Source organism: Streptomyces sp. NPDC050549, assembly GCF_040655035.1.
GTDB lineage: Bacteria > Actinomycetota > Actinomycetes > Streptomycetales > Streptomycetaceae > Streptomyces.
On the sequence record NZ_JBFAJD010000005.1, the window covers coordinates 141,944 to 159,204 of the forward strand.

The following is a 17,261-nucleotide window of genomic DNA, read 5'->3' on the forward strand; positions in this document are numbered from 1 at the left end:
GCCACACCACCGGAGCCGTCGGCAGCAAGGAGTCCGACCGGTCCATGCCGTATCTATTTGCCGCTACCGCGGCGCGGCACCGCGGCCCTCACCCTGCCCCAACGAACAGCACGAACATCAACCACACGACCGGCGCAGTCGGCAGCAAGGAGTCCAACCGGTCCATGATGCCGCCGTGGCCCGGCAGCAGCGTGCCCATGTCCTTGATGCCGAGGTCCCGCTTGATCATGGACTCGCCGAGGTCGCCCAGCGTGGCGCTGGCCGCGACCGCGAGGCCCAGGACGAGCCCCTGCCACCAGCTGCCGTCGTCGATCAGGAACTGCATGCACAGCGCGCCCGCCACCATCGCGAAGGAGACCGCCCCGAACAGGCCCTCGCGGGTCTTTCCGGGGCTGATGCGCGGCGCGAGCTTGTGCTTGCCGAAGCGCCAGCCGATGGCGTACGCCCCGGTGTCGCTGACGACCGTCAGCAGCAGGAACGTCAGGACCCGCCAGGCGCCGTCGTCCGCGGTGAGCATCAGGGCGACGAACGTGGCCAGGAACGGCACGTAGAACGCCGCGAAGACACCCGCCGTGACGTCCCTGAGGTAGCCCTCCGGCGGTTCCGTCATCCGCCATACGAGGACGGCGAGCGCCGTGAGCGCCATGGCGACCCAGGCGCCCTCGGGGCCCCGGACGTAACCGGCGACGACCATCGCGGCCCCGCCGACCGCGAGGGGCACGAGGGGCGCCTTGATGCCCTTGCGCTCCTGCAGCCGCGAGGTCAGCTCCCACAGGCCCACGACCACGGCCACCGCTATCACGCCGACGAACACGGCCTTGACGACGAACAGGGACGCGATGATCACCGCACCGAGTCCGACGCCGACCCCTATGGCCGCACTCAGGTCCCGGCCCGCGCTCTTCTTCTGCGGGGCGGGCGCCGGTGGCGGGGCGTCGGGCATGGGCTCCGGATTCTGCGGCACCGCCCCGTAGGGCTGCGCCTGCGACGTGTCAGAGGGCTGCGTCCGCGGCTCGTACGACGGCGACTGCCGTACGTCGTACGGCGGCTGCTGCGTCTCGTCGCGGAACAAGGGGCCGCTCAGCCGAGCGGCCCCCCGGTCGTCATCCTGGTGTCCGCCGTATGCGGGCTCGTCGGGCACGATGGGCATGGGGCGAGTCTGCTGCGCCTCAGGCGCATCGTACGTGGGACCCGCCGGGGCAGCCCCCTGGACAGGCCCCTGGTCGGACGGCCCCCAGTACCCGGCTTGTGGCGGTGCCCCCCAGGAAGAGTCGTTCATCAGACCTCGAGCAGCTCCGCTTCCTTGTGCTTGAGGAGTTCGTCCACCTGGGCGACGTACTTCGCCGTGGTGTCGTCGAGCTCCTTCTCCGCGCGACGGCCCTCGTCCTCGCCGACCTCGCCGTCCTTGACGAACTTGTCGATCGTCTCCTTGGCCTTGCGGCGGATGGAACGGATCGAGATCTTGGAGTCCTCGGCCTTGGTCTTGGCGACCTTGATGTACTCCTTGCGGCGCTCCCCGGTCAGCTCGGGGAACGTCACGCGGATGATGTTGCCGTCGTTGCTCGGGTTGACGCCGAGGTCCGAGTCGCGGATCGCCTGTTCGATGTTGCGCAGCGCGCTCTTGTCGAACGGGGTCACCACGGCCATGCGCGGCTCCGGCACGGAGAACGAGGCCAGCTGGTTGATCGGCGTCAGTGCCCCGTAATAGTCCGCCACGATCTTGTTGAACATCGCCGGGTGCGCACGGCCGGTGCGAATCGCGGCGAAGTCCTCCTTGGCGACCACGACGGCCTTCTCCATCTTCTCCTCGGCCTCGAGGAGGGTCTCTTCGATCACCACTTGCTCCTGCGTGTCTTGAGTAGGCCCGGCTGCTGTGCTGTGTCGGCGTCGGCGGCCGGCTGCGTCGCGTCTTCTTCCTGCACGGTTCCCGACCGGCAGGACATTGTCCATCCCCCGGTCAGGGTCATCAGCCCTGGCTGCCTTGGTCACCCACAAGCGTGCCGATCTTCTCACCCTTGACGGCGCGGGCGATATTGCCCTCGGCGATCAGCTCGAAGACCAGGATCGGAAGCTTGTTGTCGCGGCACAGGGTGATGGCGGTCATGTCGGCGACCTTGAGGTCCTGGGTGATGACCTCGCCGTAGCTCAGCGAGTCGAACTTGACGGCCGCGGGGTTGGTCTTCGGGTCGGAGTCGTAGACCCCGTCCACGCCGTTCTTGCCCATCAGCAGCGCCTCGGCGTTGATCTCCAGGGCGCGCTGCGCGGCGGTGGTGTCGGTGGAGAAGTAGGGCATGCCCATACCGGCGCCGAAGATGACCACACGGCCCTTCTCCAGGTGGCGCACGGCACGCAGCGGGATGTACGGCTCGGCGACCTGGCCCATGGTGATGGCGGTCTGGACGCGGCTGTCGATGCCCTCCTTCTCCAGGAAGTCCTGAAGGGCGAGGCAGTTCATCACGGTGCCGAGCATGCCCATGTAGTCGGAGCGGGCCCGGTCCATGCCGCGCTGCTGGAGTTCGGCGCCACGGAAGAAGTTGCCGCCGCCGATGACGACGGCGACCTCCGCGCCGTCCCGTACGACGGCAGCGACCTCGCGGGCGATCTTGTGCACCACGTCGGGGTCGACGCCCAGGCCACCGCCTCCGGAGAAGGCCTCTCCGGACAGCTTCAGCAGAAACCGGCCGCGTACTTTGCCGTCGTCGCTCTTCTGGGGCTTGGTGGTCATGACGTTCTCGCCTCTTTTACGTGGTCGCACATACGAAGAAGGCCACTGCCGGTGGGGTGTCTGTCGCATCCCATGCTCGGCAATGGCCTCCTCGTCAGATCTGCTGTCGTCCGCCACGCGCGCGTGCGCGACGGCGTACCCGGCCGACTGCTGACGACCCTAGCGGGATTCCGCGGGCCGTCGCGCGTCGATCGCGGTACGGACTCAGATGCCGACCTTGATGCGCGTGAAGCGCTTCAGGGTGACACCCGCCTCGTCCAGAACCTTCTGGACGGACTTCTTGGGGTCGAGCGCGTACGGCTGACCGAGCAGCGTCGCGTCCTTGAAGAAGCCGCCCACGCGACCCTCGACGATCTTGGCGATCGCGGCCTCGGGCTTGCCCTCGGCGCGGGTGGTCTCCTCGGCGATACGGCGCTCGGACTCGACGACCTCGGCCGGCACGTCGTCCTTGGCCAGGTACTTCGGCGCGAAGGCGGCGATGTGCTGGGCGACACCGCGGGCGACCTCGGCGTTCGGCTTGTCCAGCTCGACGAGGACACCGATCTGCGGCGGCAGGTCGGGCATCGTGCGGTGCATGTAAGCGGCCACGTAGCCGTCGGCGTACTGGGCGAAGCGGTCCAGGACGATCTTCTCGCCCAGGTTCGCGTTGGCCTCGTCGACGAACGCCTGAACCGTCTTGCCGGACTCGATCTCGGACGCGAGCAGCGCCTCGATGTCGGCCGGGGCGGTGGCGGCGACGTGCTGGGCGATCTGGTTGGCGACGGCCTGGAACTTCTCGCCCTTGGCGACGAAGTCCGTCTCGCACTTCAGCTCGACCAGGACACCGGAGGTGTTGTCGTCGGCGATGACGGAAATCACGGCGCCGTTCTCGGCGGAGCGGCCCTCGCGCTTGGCGACGCCCTTCTGGCCCTTGATACGGAGCGCCTCGACGGCCTTCTCGACGTTGCCGTCGGCCCCGTCCAGCGCCTTCTTGCAGTCCATCATGCCGGCGCCGGTGAGCTCACGGAGCTTCTTGACGTCGGCGGCGGTGTAGTTCGCCATGATCTGAAAATCTCTTCTCGGAGTTCGAAGTCTCGAAGTCGGCGGCGGCCGCGTGGTGAGCGGGCTTCCGCCAAAGATCTACGGGCTACGAAGATCTAGGGGCTGTGAGTGAACGGCGGGTGGCGCGGTCGGCACCACCCGCCGTCACTTCGGCTCAGCCCTTTGGCCCGGAAGGTCAGGCCGTTGACCGGAAGGTCAGGCCGTTGACCGGAAGGTCAGGCCTGCTCGGCCTCGGCGGCCGGAGCGGCCTCGGCGGCGGGGGCCTCGACCTCGGCAGCGGCCTCCTCGACGGCGACCGGAGCGTCGGCCTGCTCGGCGTCGGCGACCTTCTCCGTCTCGGCGGAGGTCTGGACCTCGGCGTCGGCGGCCGGAGCCTCGTCAGCCTTCTTCTCGCCCTCGAGCAGGTCGCGCTCCCACGCGGCGAGCGGCTCGCCGGCGGCCTTGTCACCCTTGGCCTCGGCGGCGACACCGGAGCGGCTGATGAGGCCCTCGGCGACGGCGTCGGCGATCACGCGGGTGAGCAGGGTGACGGAGCGGATCGCGTCGTCGTTGCCCGGGATCTTGTAGTCGACCTCGTCGGGGTCGCAGTTCGTGTCGAGGATGGCGACGACCGGAATGTTGAGCTTCCGGGCCTCACCGACCGCGATGTGCTCCTTCTTGGTGTCCACGATCCAGACGGCGCTGGGGACCTTGGACATCTCGCGGATACCACCGAGGGTCTTCTCCAGCTTGGCCTTCTCGCGCGAGAGCACGAGAAGCTCCTTCTTGGTGAGACCGGACGCGGCGACGTCCTCGAAGTCGATCTGCTCCAGCTCCTTGAGGCGCTGCAGACGCTTGTAGACGGTGGAGAAGTTGGTGAGCATGCCGCCCAGCCAGCGCTGGTTGACGTAGGGCATGCCGACGCGGGTGGCCTGCTCGGCGATGGCCTCCTGCGCCTGCTTCTTCGTGCCGACGAACATGACCGTGCCGCCGTGGGCGACGGTCTCCTTGACGAACTCGTAGGCGCGGTCGATGTACGACAGCGACTGGAGCAGGTCGATGATGTAGATGCCGTTGCGCTCCGTGAAGATGAAGCGCTTCATCTTCGGGTTCCAACGACGGGTCTGGTGACCGAAGTGGACGCCGCTTTCCAGCAGCTCCCGCATCGTGACGACGGCCATGGCCGTTCTCCTTGATTTTCTCGGTTGTGCCGCGAGCACCGGGACGGCACTCGCGCCTGACGCCCACGTGCGCGTGCCCAGAGGACCGAGGAGCGCTGACACCGGATTTCGTCTCTCGACGGAGGACCAGATGTCGGGGCGTGCGAAGTCGACCCGGTGACCCGGATCGCCAAAGGAAGTGTACGGGACCGGCGAGGTACCGGGTGACGCCGTTGTCCACAAGCACCCGGCGGTCCACAGGTCCCAGCCATGATCGACACGGGTACGGCACGGTTTGTGCCATGCGACCACGACGACATCCGCGACATCCGCACACGGCACTGGCCTTGCCCCTCGCCCTCTTCCTGACCCTGCTGACCTGCGCGGCCCGGGCGGCCGATGCCCCACCGCCACCGGGAGTCCCACCCGCACCCGTACCGGCCGTGGCCCGCACCTGGCCCGTCGGTTCCCACCCCTTGGTCCTACGAGGCTGGGAGCCCCCGGTGACGCTCTACGCCCGGGGCCACCGGGGCGTGGACCTGGCGACCCCGGCCGGCGCTCCGGTACGAGCGGTGGCGGCGGGCCGGGTGTCGTTCGCGGGGCGGGTGGCGGGGAGAGGGGTGGTCTCGGTGGAACTGACGGGGACGGATCTCCGCACGACCTACGAACCGGTGACCGCGACGGTGAAGAAGGGGGACGAGGTGGAGGCGGGCGGGGTTGTGGGGACGGTCGAGGTCACGGGCTCGCACTGCGCCGCGACGTGCGTGCACTGGGGTTTGCTGAGAGGGGAGGCGTACTTGGACCCGCTGGGACTACTGCCGCCGTGGCTGCTGAACAGGGGGCCGTCACGCTTGCTGCCCGTGCTGGGGGCGTTCCCTTGGGGCGCGGGGAACTGCGCGACCAGCACCCACCGGCCCGCAGACAACACTCAGCCTTCTACGCCCCGCAAAGCCATACTCACCGCAGCCTCGGTAATCACCGAAGGATCCTCCGCAGCCCCCAGCTCGATCCTCCGCACAGCCGCATCGACAACCCCTTGCAGCAACATCGCGGCCAACCGGGGCTCCCCGTGCCCCATCTCCGCCAGCGCCTCGACGATCATCGCGACCAGCCCCCCGTGCGCGGCCCGGATCTTCTCCCGCGCCCCGGCGTCCAGTTCACTCGCCGAGATGGCGACCACGGCCCGGTGCCGCCGGTCCCCGACCAGGGCCAGCTGCTGCCGCACGTACGCTTCCACCTTGCCCTCGGCGGAGCCGGCCCGCTCCATCGCCGCCGACACGTCCGCCGCCCAGACGGGGAAGTCGACCTCGCAGAGTTCCTCGACGACGGCGGCCCGGGAGCGGAAGTACTCGTACACGGAGGACCGCGCGAGACCCGTCCGCTCGGCCAGGGCCGGGAAGGTCAGCGCCTCCGTCCCGCCCTCGGACAGCAGGGAACGAGCCGCGTCCAGCAGGGCGGCTCGCTGCATCGACCGGTGCTCGGCCACGGAGGCCGCTCGAATCCTTGGCACGTCAACCACTCTACGGACGGTCCACCCCCGGCGGGAGTGACTCAGGTCATGCAGGCACGATTCTGCGAGGTCGAGAAGGCGGTGCGACTCCCGCTCAACGGCCGAAACTGGCCAGCTTGGCGCGCAACTGCAGCACCGACTTGGTGTGGATCTGGCTGACCCGGCTCTCGGTCACCCCGAGCACATTGCCGATCTCGGCGAGGGTCAGCCCCTCGTAGTAGTACAGCGTGACGACGGTCTTCTCCCGCTCGGGCAACGTGTTGATCGCCCGCGCCAGGAACCGCCGCAGCTCCCGCCCCTCCGCCACCTCCACCGGATTGTCGGCGGCGGTGTCCTCCAGCGTGTCCATCAGGCTGAGCCGGTCGCCCCCCTCGCCGCCGGCGTGCAGCAGCTCCTCCAGGGCGACCACGTTCGCGAGCGACAACTGGCTGAAGACGGCGTGGAGTTCCTCCACCGCGATGCCCATCTCGGCGGCCACCTCGCCCTCACTGGGGGTGCGCCTGAGCCGCGCCTCCAGCGTGGCGTACGCCCGCTCCACGTTCCGCGCCTTCTGCCGCACCGAGCGCGGGATCCAGTCGAGAGCGCGCAACTCGTCGATCATCGCGCCCCGGATGCGGGTGATCGCGTACGTCTCGAACTTGATCTCCCGCTCGATGTCGAACTTCTCGATGGCGTCGATCAGTCCGAACACCCCCGACGACACGAAGTCCGCCTGCTCCACATTGGGCGGCAGCCCGACGCTCACCCGTCCCGCGACGTATTTCACGAGCGGCGAGTAGTGCAGGATCAGCTGCTCGCGCAGCCGCTCGTCGCCCGTCGTCTTGTACGACCGCCACAGTTCCTCAAGCGTCGAGGGAGCGGGCGGCCGGACGCTGCCACCGTCACGGGCGGCTGGGGGGATCGCCGCCCGGTCGGACCCGGAGGTGTGCTGGGGCATTCGTCGCCTTGTGCCGTTCTGCCGTGAAGTGGGGGTGCCTGGGTGAGCTGTCGGAGTGGTGTGGAGTTACCAGTCTGTTTGCCGGTCTGTGCCGGAATCCCCGTGAGCGTAGCGTGACTGGAGTGTCGCGGTGTGCGAAGGGCAGGGCTCGGACCGGCCACGGACGCGTTCGACGGGGTGCCGGAGCGGGTCGCCCCGATCGCTCTGCGTGATCATCGGAATGCGCCAACTGCGGGAATTCCCAAGGGTGTCGGGGTTCCCCCGGACGGCCGAACACACTCGGTCAGCGGCGCCCCCGATCCGGCCGGACCGAGATCATCGCCTGGCGTGTCAACTTCCAGCCGTCGCCGTGTCGTTCGACGTAACCAAGTGCTCGGAGTTCGTACAGTCTCGCGACCGCGTCGTCCTCCGTGGTCTGCGCGCCCCGGGCGATCTCCCGCACCGCTGCCGCCCTGTTGCCGGGGAGGGCGGCGAGGATGCGGCGGGCGGCCGGCTCCAACAGGTCGCGCGGGAGCACCGGTCCGCGTCGGTCCGGGGCCAGTTCGCCCATGTCGCCGACGAGTTCGACGACTTCGGCGGCGTCGGTGACCAGCACCGCGTCCCCGCGCAGGAGTTCGTGCACACCGGCGGACAGCCCGCTGGTGGCCGGGCCGGGCACGCCTATGGTGTGGCGCCCCAGCCGCTGCGCCGCCCGGGCCGTGACGAGCGATCCGCTGCGATACGCGGCCTCGACCACCACGGTTCCCCTGGTGAGCGCGGCGATCACTCTGTTCCGGAGGATGAACCTGCTCGGAGTCGGATGTTCGCCGGGCGGCAACTCGCCCACCACGAGCCCCTGTTCGGCGATCCTGCCGAGCAACTGGGCGTGACCGCGCGGATAGGGCTGGTCGACCCCGCAGGCGAGCACGGCGACGGTGGCACCGCCCGCGCCGAGGGCGCCGCGATGTGCGGCACCGTCGACTCCGTAGGCGCCGCCGGACACGACCACCCAGCCCTCCTCGGCGAGGCCGGCGGCGAGGACGGCCGCCATGTGGGCGCCGTACTCGGTGCAGGCGCGGGCGCCGACGACGGCGACGGACTTGAGCGCCCACACCCGCAGGCTGGGCCGCCCGCGCACCCAGAGTCCGACGGGCCGCGCGTCCCCGAGGTCGTCGAGCTGGGCGGGCCACTCGGTGTCACCGGGGCACACGAATCGCACCCCGGCCTCCCTCGCGACCTCCATGTCCCGCCCCGGCTCGACCGACTCGGCCCGCGTGCACAGCCCGGCCCACCGCTTGTCGGTGACCCCGACGAGCTGCGGCCCCCCGTCCCGCAGCCGCCGGGCCACCTCCTCGGCTCCGAGCTCCCGAATCCACCGCCCGGCCACTTCGTCACCGGGTTCGACCACCCGGGCGAGGTAGACGCGGGCGTGGAACTCGCCGCCCGGGTCCTCGTGCGCGGTCATGCCAGGGCCCCGAGGGACATCGCCGCGCCTCGCGCAACACCTGTGCGCAGTTGCAGGGCGAGGAGCACGTCGGCGTCGTCGGGCCGGTCGTGACCCTTGAGATCCGCGACCGTCCAGGCCACGCGCAGGACCCGGTCGATCCCGCGCGCGGTCAGCGCACCCCGTTCCAGACTGCGTTCGGCCGCGTCCATCGCCCCGCGCACGGGCTGCCAGCGGCTGCGCAGTTCACGGCCGGGCACCTCGCTGTTGGTGCGCCACGGAGTGTCCGCGAGGCGTGCCGCCGTCCGCTCCCTGGCCGCCCGCACCCGGTCCGCGACCGTCGCGGTGGTGTCTCCTCGCGTGCCGCACTCGGTGAGCTGCTCCCGTGTGACGCGGTCCACCGTGACCCGCAGGTCCACCCGGTCGAGCAGCGGGCCGGAGATCCGGGCCTGATAGCGGCGGATCGACATGGACGGGCAGTCGCAGAGGTCGTCCTTCTGGGAATAGCGGCCGCAGGGACACGGATTGGCCGCGAGGACCATCTGGAACCTCGCCGGGAACCGCACCACACCCGCGCTGCGGGCGACGACCACGTACCCCGACTCCAGCGGCTGCCGCAGCGCGTCGAGGGCCTGACCACTGAACTCCGGAGTCTCGTCGAGAAAGAGAATTCCCCGGTGCGAAAGGGAGGCGGCTCCTGGCCTCGCCATATGGGATCCGCCTCCGACGAGGGCCTGCATCGTGGCCGAGTGGTGCGGGGCGCAGTAGGGGGCGACATCGATCAGAGGCTTCCCCGGAGGCAGCAGACCCGCCACCGAGTGGACCGCCGTCACCTCCAGCGAGTCCTGCCGGCTGAGGCGGGGCAGGATCGCGGGCATCCGCTCCGCCAGCATGGTCTTGCCCGCACCCGGCGGACCTTCGAGGAAGAGGTGGTGTCCTCCGGCCGCGGAGATCTCCACCGCCGTGCGCGCCGCATCCTGTCCGACGACATCGGCGAGGTCACGACCGGGGTCGTGATGCGCCGCTCCCACGCTGTGCATCCCCGTGGCCGCCCCGGTGCCCGGCACGCGCAGGCCGGCGAGGAGCGGATCGGGTCGGCCCACCAGGTCGTCCGGTTCCTCGTCGGGAACGGGCTCGTCCGCGAGTACGGCGATCAGTTGGCGCAGGCTGCGGACGCCCAGCACGGACACCCCCGGCACGAGGGACGCCTCGGCGGCGGCACACTCCGGCACCACCACCTGCTCGTACCCCGCGTCCGCCGCCGCCAGCACCGCCGGGAGGATCCCCCGGACCGGGCGGACCCTGCCGTCGAGGCCCAGTTCTCCGATCATCACGATGTCGGCGAGCACCCGGGGATCGATCCGTTCGGCCGCGCCGAGTACCGCGGCGGCGACGGCCAGGTCGAAGCCGCTGCCGCTCTTGGGTACGGAGGCCGGGCTCAGGCCCACCGTCAGTTTCTTCTGCGGCCAGGCGCCGCCCGAGTTGACGACCGCGGCCCGCACCCGGTCCTTGCTCTCCGTCAGGCTCTTGTCGGGCAGTCCCACCAGTGTGAACGCGGCGACGCCGGGTTCGAGGTCGGCCTGCACCTCGACGACCACGCCCTCGACACCTACCAGCGCCACCGAGCACGTACGAGCGAACCCCATCTCAGACCACCCCCCGCGCGTGCTCGACGACGGGTGCGCCGCGGCCTGGCAGGAGCACGCCCACCAGGTCGATGCGGACACCGCCCGGCGGCGCCCCTCCGTGGGCGTGGATCCAGCATTCGGCGAGGCCGCGCAGGCGTTCCGCCTTCTCGGGGGTCACCGCGGCCATCGGGTGCTCGAAGGCACCGGCCCGCCGTGTCTTGACCTCGCAGACGACCAGGACGTCACCGTCCCGCGCCACGATGTCGATCTCGCCGGTCCTGCCACAGCGCCAGTTGCGCTCCAGGACCGTCATCCCGGCCTGGACCAGCCGTCGTGCGGCCAGCGTCTCGCCGTACTTGCCGAGTGCACTGCGTGCGTTCATGTCGGCACCACCTCCGGCGCCAACCGTCACGCAGAACGGTCCACCGAGTGGATCTTGGTGGACCGTTCGGTGCTTGTGGAGAACTCCGTCACCCGCACGAGCGACAGGCACTCCGCGAAGAGCCGCCGTCAGCCGCCCGGCAGCTCCAGATCGCTCTTGTTCAGCTCCTCGATGTTCACGTCCTTGAATGTGAGGACCCGGACCTGCTTGACGAAGCGAGCCGGTCGATACATGTCCCACACCCAGGCATCCGCCATGGACACCTCGAAGAACACCTCGCCCTGGACCGAGTGCACCTGCATCTCGTAGTCGTTGGTGAGGTAGAAGCGCCGTTCGGTCTCGATCACGTATTTGAACAGACCGACGACATCGCGGTACTCCCGGTAGAGCTTCAGCTCCATCTCGGTCTCGTACTTTTCGAGGTCCTCGGCGCTCATGGCATGTTCCCCTTCAGCCGTGCGATCCCACCATTGTGCGCCAGTCCCGTGCGCCCCTAGACGATTTCCGTGTCAAGGGTCACCGGCCCGGCCGGGGGCCCTTCGTCGATCAGCCTGCGGAGCAGCTCGGCGAGTCTGGTCGGATACACCGTCTCATGCGCCCGCTCCAGTTCCCGGCACGTCCACCAACGTGCTCCGGAGACGCTGCGCCGCTCCAGCTCGGTGAGGGCTGTGGCACCGGGCACCCCGTCGGCCGTGGCGGACGTCCTTGCCAGGTAGTACCGCTCGTCCTGGTCCCAGCGGCGGCCCGCGAACGGGAAGGAGCACGTCCGGGTCCACAGGACCGGGCCGAGCTCCACCCGGGTGATCCCGGTCTCCTCCGCGAGTTCCCGCAGCGCGGCCTCCTCGTGGGTCTCGTCGCCCTCCAGGCCGCCGCCGGGCGTGAACCACCAGTCGTCGGCCGGATCGTCCGGCTCGTGGCCGTGGAGCAGCAGGATGCGGTCCCGCGGGTCGAGGAGGACCACCCGGGCGACCTTGCGCAGCCCGCCCTCGTACGAGTCGCCGCAGGCGCCCTCCTCGGTGGCCTCAGCGGGCACCGGCGGGCTCCGTACGGGTCCGGGAGCGGCGGCCGGCCAGCCGCTTGGCCACGGGGCCGTAGGCGCCGCCTCCGAGGACGAGCACCGCGCCCGCGACGACGAGGGCGACGACCGTGCGCAGCGGGCCGGGCTGGGAGAGGACGCCGAGTTCCTCGAAGCCGGTGGGGCGCTCCAGCATGCCCTTCATGGGCCATACGACGGCGTCCACGCGGGCGTTCACGGCGCTGCTCGCGACGGTGCCGCTGGCGACGTCCGTGAGGTGGGCGCTGGAGTCCAGGGAGCCCTGGCGCTCGTCGCCGAGCAGGAACAGGCGGCCCTTGGGGACCTTGACCGTCGGGATCGTCTTGTCCTCGACCGCGCCGCCCTTGAGGTAGCCCTCGTCGATCTGCTTGCCGTTGACGACCAGCTTGCCGTTCGTGCAGCAGGAGACGGTGTCCCCGCCGACCGCGACGACGCGCTTGACCACGGGCGCGTTCGTCACCCAGGTCTTGTCGGTGAAGACGACGACGTCGCCCCGGCGCACCTCGCTGCCGCCGATGCGCTGCGCCAGCACCCGGTCGCCCATGTCGATGGTCGGGGTCATGGAGCTGGTCGGCACCGTGTACGGCCGGTAGACCACCGCTCCCCAGCCGAATCCGCCGAGGAACAGCACAAGGCCCAGTGCGACGGCCAGCCCGGACAACCGCTGTCCGGTCCGGCTGCCCACCGGGCCCTTGCCAGTGCCACCGCCGGTACGCGGGGCCGTACGTGTTGCGCTCTCGCCACCCATGGGTCCGCACCCTACCCGGCGGTACCGAGGGTGGTCAGCCCTTCCTCCGGGACCAAGGTCACAAGCTCTACAAGGCCTTTACCCGACCTTGGCCGACCGCCTGCGGCGCCACAGGGCCAGCGGCAGCACGCCGACGAGGGCGAGGCCCTCGGGTGCGGCCGTCAGGAGACGGGAGGCCGAGGCCCTGGTGTTGATGCCCGTCTGGTCGAAGGTGTCCGGGATCGGCAGCGTGCCCCAGCGGTTGATGGGCCAGGCCTTGACGATGGCGCGGCCGACGACTTCCTTCACCGGGACCATGCCGTGGTACTTGTCGGACTGGTTGTAGCGCGAGTCCCGCGAGTTCTGCCGGTGGTCGCCCATCACCCAGATGTAGCCCTTGGGAACCTTGACGGTGAACTGGCCGCCCTGGTCGTCGTTGGTGCACGGGGTGTTGCCCGGGTAGACGTACGGCTCGTTCAGCGCCTTGCCGTTGACCGTCAGCGGGCCGGTGCCGCTGCAGGAGACCGTGTCGCCGCCGACGCCGATGACCCGCTTGATCAGGTCCTTCTCCTGGGCGGACGGCATCAGACCGATCCAGCTGAGCACCGTCTGCAGGGCGTTGGGGTCGGCCGTGGGCTCGCCGTCCAGCCAGTGGCCGGGGTCGTGGAAGACGACGACCTCACCGCGCTCGGGCTTGGACCCGAACCACGGCGTGAGCTTGTCGACCAGGACCCGGTCACCCTGCTGGAGGGTGTTCTGCATCGAGTCGGAGGGGATCGAGAACGCCTGCACCAGGAACGTCTTGATCAGCAGCGCCAGGACGAGCGCGATGACGATCAGGATCGGCAGCTCCTTCCAGAAGGAACGCTGCTTCTTCACCTGGGAGGTCGGGCCGCCCGACCCCACTTCCTCGGTCCGGGCCGCGTCGCCCGGCGCCGTGCCGTCCTCGTCCGCTCCGGCGTCACTCCCGGAGGTCACGGCGCTGTCCGCGGCCGGGACGGGTGCTTCCACGGGATGTCCCTGGTGCTCCTCGCCGTCGTGTCCGGACCGTGCGCCAACAGCCACATCCCCCACGCCAACTCCTCACTCTCTGCCGCCGCCTGCCCCATCCTCGGCGCAGGCCCACCACTCCCATAACGAGCGGGAGTTCCGCAGGGCTCGGGAGTTGGACCGATCCGTTCGGATCGACCGGGGCAACCCTATGCGACAGTTCGGGACCGGCGGTCGTCCCCGACACGGAGTTGGAAACCGATGCGAAGGTTTTAGGTTCGTTCAGGCTGGTCCAGTGGCCCATCGGCCAGGCGATCACCTTGGCCCGCCCCACCACCGAGGAGAGCGCGACCGTGCCGCCGTAACTGGTGTTCTGGTGTGCCCTGGAGTCGGCCGAGTTGCCGCGGTGGTCGCCCATCACCCACAGCCGGCCCTTGGGGACGGTGATGTCGAAGGGCGTCTCGGACGGCGCGTTCCCGGGATACAGGTAGTCGGCCTCGGTCAGGGGAACCCCGTTGACGGTCACCCGCCCTTCCGAATCGCAGCACTTGACGTGGTCTCCGCCGACGCCGATGACCCGCTTGATCAGGTCCTTCTCGTTGTCGGACGGCAGCAGGCCGATGAACTGGAGGCCTTCCTTGACCTGCTTGACCACGACGGGGTCGTTCTTCTTGGTGGTCTGCTCGTCCGCGAGCCAGCCGCCCGGGTCGTGGAAGACGACGACGTCGCCGCGCTTGGGCTCGGAGCCGAACCAGGGGGTGAACTTGTCGACCAGGACCCGGTCACCGATGCGGATCGTCTGCTCCATGGAGCCCGACGGGATCACGAACGCCTGGACGAGGAAGGTCTTCAGAACGAGGGCTATGAGGACCGCGACGCCCACCAGGAGAGGTATCTCCCGGACCGCGCCGCGCCTGCGCCGCCGCTTGACCTTGCGCTGGAGCTTGCGCCGCTCGGCCCGGCTGCGGCCGGCGCCCCCCGCCGGGGCGAGCGCGCCCGCGCGTCGGAAACCGGTGGGCAGCAGGTTCTCGTTCCCGAAGTTGCCGCCCGGCGCCGCGCCGCGCGGTTTGCCGCGGTTACCCATGGGCGTCGTCCGCGGCCGGTACGCGCGCGTAGGCGCCGGGTCGGACGAGGTGGGTCCAGTGCCCGGCGGGCCAGACGACCCAATCGGCTCGTCCGATGACGTCACCAACGGGAATCATGCCTCCGCCCGGGTCGCCCAGGTGATCCCGGGAGTCGCTTGAGTCGCTGCGGTGGTCACCGAGGACGAAGAGGGTGCCGGAGGGCACCACGACGTCGAACGGCACGCTGGACGGAGTGTCACCGGGGTACAGGAACGCCGTCTCGTCGACCGACCGCCCGTTCACCTGGAGTCTCCCCTCCTTGTCGCAGCAGACCACGTGGTCACCCCCCACACCCACAACGCGCTTGATGTAGTCGGCGTCCCCGAAATAGCCGGTGCCGTCGAACACAACGATGTCGCCGCGCCGCGGATGGGCACCGAAACGGTACGCCAACTTATTTACGAGAACGCGGTCGCCGATCCTCAATCCGGATTCCATGGATCCGCTGGGAATCTGGAAAGGCTGGAGCATGAAGGTGTTGAGCAGCAGCAGGAACACCAGGCAGACCAGGGCGGTCAGGGTGATCCGACCGCCGGGCAGCCACTCGGCGACACGGGACACCAACGCGAAACGCGACCGTCCCTCCGTTCCTCCGGTGTCCGAGATGTCCTCGGAGTCGGAAGGGCGGGAGGAGCGGTCGCGCTCCGTCGGCTGTGCTTCGGTGTCCATCGGAGCCAGATGTTATCCGGCTCCGACAAGAACCCCGGCAGAGCGACTACTTGTCGCGCTTCTCCTTGATCTTCGCGGCCTTGCCGCGCAGGTCACGGAGGTAGTACAGCTTCGCGCGACGGACGTCACCACGGGTCACGAGCTCGATCTTCTCGACGATCGGGGTGTGCACCGGGAAGGTGCGCTCCACGCCGACGGAGAACGAGACCTTGCGGACCGTGAAGGTCTCGCGGACACCGGAGCCCTGGCGACGGATGACTACGCCCTTGAACTGCTGCACACGGGAGCGGTTGCCCTCGATGACGCGCACGTGGACGTTGACGGTGTCACCCGGGCGGAAGGCCGGGATGTCGGTGCGCAGCGAGGCGCCGTCGACGATGTCGAGCAGGTGAGACATTTCGTCTGCTTTCTTCGCCGATGCCACAGGTCATCAGCGGGAGCTGGGTTTTCGGAAGGATGCTGTCCGTGCCGGGGCGGGCGTCGTGTCCCCCTGTGGCAGGGGCGCACGCCGGACGACGCACAACAGCGACCTATTCTTCCACGCCGTCCGGCCTGCGCCAAAATCGGCCGTACGGCTCCCCCGCCGGATCCGGGGCCCAGCCCAGGATCGAGAGCATCTCGCGGTCCTTCTTGTCGAAGGCCTTGGGCTCGCAGCGCTCGATCAGGTCGGGCCGGTGGGCGGCGGTGCGCTTCAGCGCCTCGTCGCGCCGCCAGCGGGCGATCTTGCCGTGGTGGCCGCTGAGCAGCACGTCCGGGATCTCCCGGCCGCGCCAGGCGGGCGGCTTGGTGTAGATCGGCCCCTCCAGGAGGTTGGCCATGGCCCCGGGCGCGAAGGAGTCGTCGCGGTGGGACTCGGCGTTGCCCAGGACACCCGGCAGCAGGCGCGCCACGGCCTCCGTGACGACCAGGACGGCAGCCTCGCCGCCGGCGAGCACGTAGTCACCGATGGACACCTCGTAGACGGGCATACGGGTCGCGTACTCGTCGATGACCCGCCGGTCGATGCCTTCGTAGCGGGCGGGGGTGAAGATCAGCCAGGGGCGCTCGGAGAGCTCCACGGCGAGTTCCTGGGTGAAGGGCCTGCCGCTGGGCGTGGGCACGATGAGCGCGGGCGCGCCGCAGCCCGTCTCGTAGCCGTCGGCCAGGACGGAGTCCAGGGCGTCGCCCCAGGGCTCGGTCTTCATGACCATGCCGGGGCCGCCGCCGTAGGGGGTGTCGTCGACCGTGTTGTGGCGGTCGTACGTCCAGGAACGGAGATCATGCACGTGCACATTCAGCTGTCCACGCGCGCGTGCCTTGCCGACGAGGGAGACGTTCAGCGGTTCGAGGTACTCGGGGAAGATCGTGACGACGTCGAGCCGCATTACGCCTCCTCCTCCCTGGAGGACACGATTTCCGCCTGGTCGTCGATCAGCCCGGGCGGCGGGTCGATGACCGCGCGCTGCTCCTCCAGGTCGATCTCCAGGACGATCGACTCGACGAACGGGATCATCACCTCGCTGCCGTCGGGGCGCTCGACGATGAAGAGGTCCTGGGAGGGCAGGTGGGAGATCTCGGTGATCCGGCCGACCTCGGTGCCGTCCTTGGTGACGACGTCCAGGTCCATCAGCTGGTGGTCGTAGTACTCGTCCTCTTCCTCCGGCAGCTCCTCCGGGTCGATCTCGGCGATCAGGAGGGTGTTGCGCAGGGCCTCGGCGCCGGTGCGGTCGCTCACGCCCTCGAAGCGCAGGAGGAGCCGACCGCTGTGGACCCGGCCGGTCTCGATGGTCAGGGGGCCGGTGGCGGCGGGTTCGGTGGCCAGGACGGCTCCGGGGGCGAGCCTGAGTTCCGGCTCGTCGGTGCGTACCTCGACGGTGACCTCGCCCTTGATGCCGTGGGCGCGGCCGATGCGAGCGACTACCAGCTGCACTGT

At 69.7% G+C, this 17,261-nt stretch carries 19 protein-coding genes and 1 pseudogene; 1 reads left to right on the forward strand and 19 read right to left on the reverse strand.

What is annotated here, in order from left to right; genetic code table 11:
- Positions 1 to 88 precede the first annotated feature (88 nt).
- The 5 genes from AB0I51_RS10315 to rpsB form a co-directional block, all read right to left on the reverse strand.
- Entirely contained in the window at positions 89 to 1,279 is a 1,191-nt protein-coding gene (locus AB0I51_RS10315; RefSeq protein WP_362973358.1) for a phosphatidate cytidylyltransferase, read from the reverse strand.
- Entirely contained in the window at positions 1,279 to 1,836 is a 558-nt protein-coding gene (gene frr / locus AB0I51_RS10320) for a ribosome recycling factor (RefSeq protein WP_019068782.1), read from the reverse strand. Before frr ends, AB0I51_RS10315 begins: the two co-directional genes overlap by 1 nt.
- Positions 1,837 to 1,966: 130 nt before the next feature.
- Positions 1,967 to 2,725: a UMP kinase gene (gene pyrH, locus AB0I51_RS10325; protein ID WP_362973360.1), complete on the reverse strand. Its 759-nt coding sequence runs from the start codon at positions 2,723 to 2,725 to the stop codon at positions 1,967 to 1,969.
- Positions 2,726 to 2,929: 204 nt separating this feature from the next.
- The gene (gene tsf / locus AB0I51_RS10330) at positions 2,930 to 3,766 is read right to left on the reverse strand and encodes a translation elongation factor Ts (protein WP_362973362.1); all 837 of its coding nucleotides are present in this window, start codon (positions 3,764 to 3,766) and stop codon (positions 2,930 to 2,932) included.
- 215 nt (positions 3,767 to 3,981) lie between these two features.
- Positions 3,982 to 4,926: a 30S ribosomal protein S2 gene (rpsB, locus tag AB0I51_RS10335; RefSeq protein WP_362973364.1), complete on the reverse strand. Its 945-nt coding sequence runs from the start codon at positions 4,924 to 4,926 to the stop codon at positions 3,982 to 3,984.
- Positions 4,927 to 5,207: 281 nt separating this feature from the next.
- Between rpsB and AB0I51_RS10340 the strand changes: the two are divergent.
- Positions 5,208 to 5,774, forward strand: a pseudogene (locus tag AB0I51_RS10340) (M23 family metallopeptidase); the annotation flags it as partial.
- A 59-nt stretch (positions 5,775 to 5,833) separates the two neighbouring features.
- On the opposite strand, the gene AB0I51_RS10345 reads toward AB0I51_RS10340, so the two are convergent.
- The 14 genes from AB0I51_RS10345 to rimM all read right to left on the reverse strand — a co-directional run bounded on the left by AB0I51_RS10345 (position 5,834) and on the right by rimM (position 17,258).
- A complete protein-coding gene (locus AB0I51_RS10345; RefSeq protein ID WP_362973659.1) occupies positions 5,834 to 6,391 on the reverse strand; it encodes a helix-turn-helix domain-containing protein in 558 nt (185 codons plus the stop codon).
- A 118-nt stretch (positions 6,392 to 6,509) separates the two neighbouring features.
- Complete coding sequence (gene whiG / locus AB0I51_RS10350; RefSeq protein WP_043680536.1) at positions 6,510 to 7,352, reverse strand: RNA polymerase sigma factor WhiG; 843 nt, start codon at positions 7,350 to 7,352, stop codon at positions 6,510 to 6,512.
- 283 nt (positions 7,353 to 7,635) lie between these two features.
- The gene (dprA, locus tag AB0I51_RS10355) at positions 7,636 to 8,796 is read right to left on the reverse strand and encodes a DNA-processing protein DprA (protein ID WP_362973366.1); all 1,161 of its coding nucleotides are present in this window, start codon (positions 8,794 to 8,796) and stop codon (positions 7,636 to 7,638) included.
- On the reverse strand, positions 8,793 to 10,421 hold the full coding sequence (locus AB0I51_RS10360) for a YifB family Mg chelatase-like AAA ATPase (protein WP_362973368.1): 1,629 nt from the start codon (positions 10,419 to 10,421) through the stop codon (positions 8,793 to 8,795). The genes dprA and AB0I51_RS10360 overlap by 4 nt, the downstream gene beginning before the upstream one ends.
- A gap of 1 nt (position 10,422) precedes the next feature.
- Complete coding sequence (locus AB0I51_RS10365; RefSeq protein WP_362973370.1) at positions 10,423 to 10,785, reverse strand: YraN family protein; 363 nt, start codon at positions 10,783 to 10,785, stop codon at positions 10,423 to 10,425.
- A gap of 128 nt (positions 10,786 to 10,913) precedes the next feature.
- On the reverse strand, positions 10,914 to 11,222 hold the full coding sequence (locus tag AB0I51_RS10370; RefSeq protein ID WP_003965949.1) for a DUF2469 domain-containing protein: 309 nt from the start codon (positions 11,220 to 11,222) through the stop codon (positions 10,914 to 10,916).
- 56 nt (positions 11,223 to 11,278) lie between these two features.
- Positions 11,279 to 11,818 (reverse strand): NUDIX hydrolase, encoded by a 540-nt coding sequence (locus tag AB0I51_RS10375; RefSeq protein ID WP_362973373.1) that lies wholly within the window; start codon positions 11,816 to 11,818, stop codon positions 11,279 to 11,281.
- Positions 11,808 to 12,587 (reverse strand): signal peptidase I, encoded by a 780-nt coding sequence (lepB, locus tag AB0I51_RS10380; RefSeq protein ID WP_362973375.1) that lies wholly within the window; start codon positions 12,585 to 12,587, stop codon positions 11,808 to 11,810. Before lepB (AB0I51_RS10380) ends, AB0I51_RS10375 begins: the two co-directional genes overlap by 11 nt.
- Positions 12,588 to 12,665: 78 nt before the next feature.
- Positions 12,666 to 13,640, reverse strand: coding sequence for a signal peptidase I (gene lepB / locus AB0I51_RS10385; protein ID WP_362973377.1), 975 nt, complete (start codon positions 13,638 to 13,640; stop codon positions 12,666 to 12,668).
- Complete coding sequence (gene lepB, locus AB0I51_RS10390; RefSeq protein ID WP_362973379.1) at positions 13,528 to 14,640, reverse strand: signal peptidase I; 1,113 nt, start codon at positions 14,638 to 14,640, stop codon at positions 13,528 to 13,530. The genes lepB (AB0I51_RS10385) and lepB (AB0I51_RS10390) overlap by 113 nt, the downstream gene beginning before the upstream one ends.
- On the reverse strand, positions 14,633 to 15,349 hold the full coding sequence (gene lepB / locus AB0I51_RS10395) for a signal peptidase I (protein WP_362973381.1): 717 nt from the start codon (positions 15,347 to 15,349) through the stop codon (positions 14,633 to 14,635). Before lepB (AB0I51_RS10395) ends, lepB (AB0I51_RS10390) begins: the two co-directional genes overlap by 8 nt.
- Positions 15,350 to 15,395: 46 nt before the next feature.
- The gene (gene rplS, locus AB0I51_RS10400; RefSeq protein ID WP_362973383.1) at positions 15,396 to 15,746 is read right to left on the reverse strand and encodes a 50S ribosomal protein L19; all 351 of its coding nucleotides are present in this window, start codon (positions 15,744 to 15,746) and stop codon (positions 15,396 to 15,398) included.
- A gap of 133 nt (positions 15,747 to 15,879) precedes the next feature.
- The gene (trmD, locus tag AB0I51_RS10405) at positions 15,880 to 16,713 is read right to left on the reverse strand and encodes a tRNA (guanosine(37)-N1)-methyltransferase TrmD (RefSeq protein WP_362973385.1); all 834 of its coding nucleotides are present in this window, start codon (positions 16,711 to 16,713) and stop codon (positions 15,880 to 15,882) included.
- A complete protein-coding gene (gene rimM, locus AB0I51_RS10410; RefSeq protein WP_362973387.1) occupies positions 16,713 to 17,258 on the reverse strand; it encodes a ribosome maturation factor RimM in 546 nt (181 codons plus the stop codon). The genes trmD and rimM overlap by 1 nt, the downstream gene beginning before the upstream one ends.
- Positions 17,259 to 17,261 lie beyond the last annotated feature (3 nt).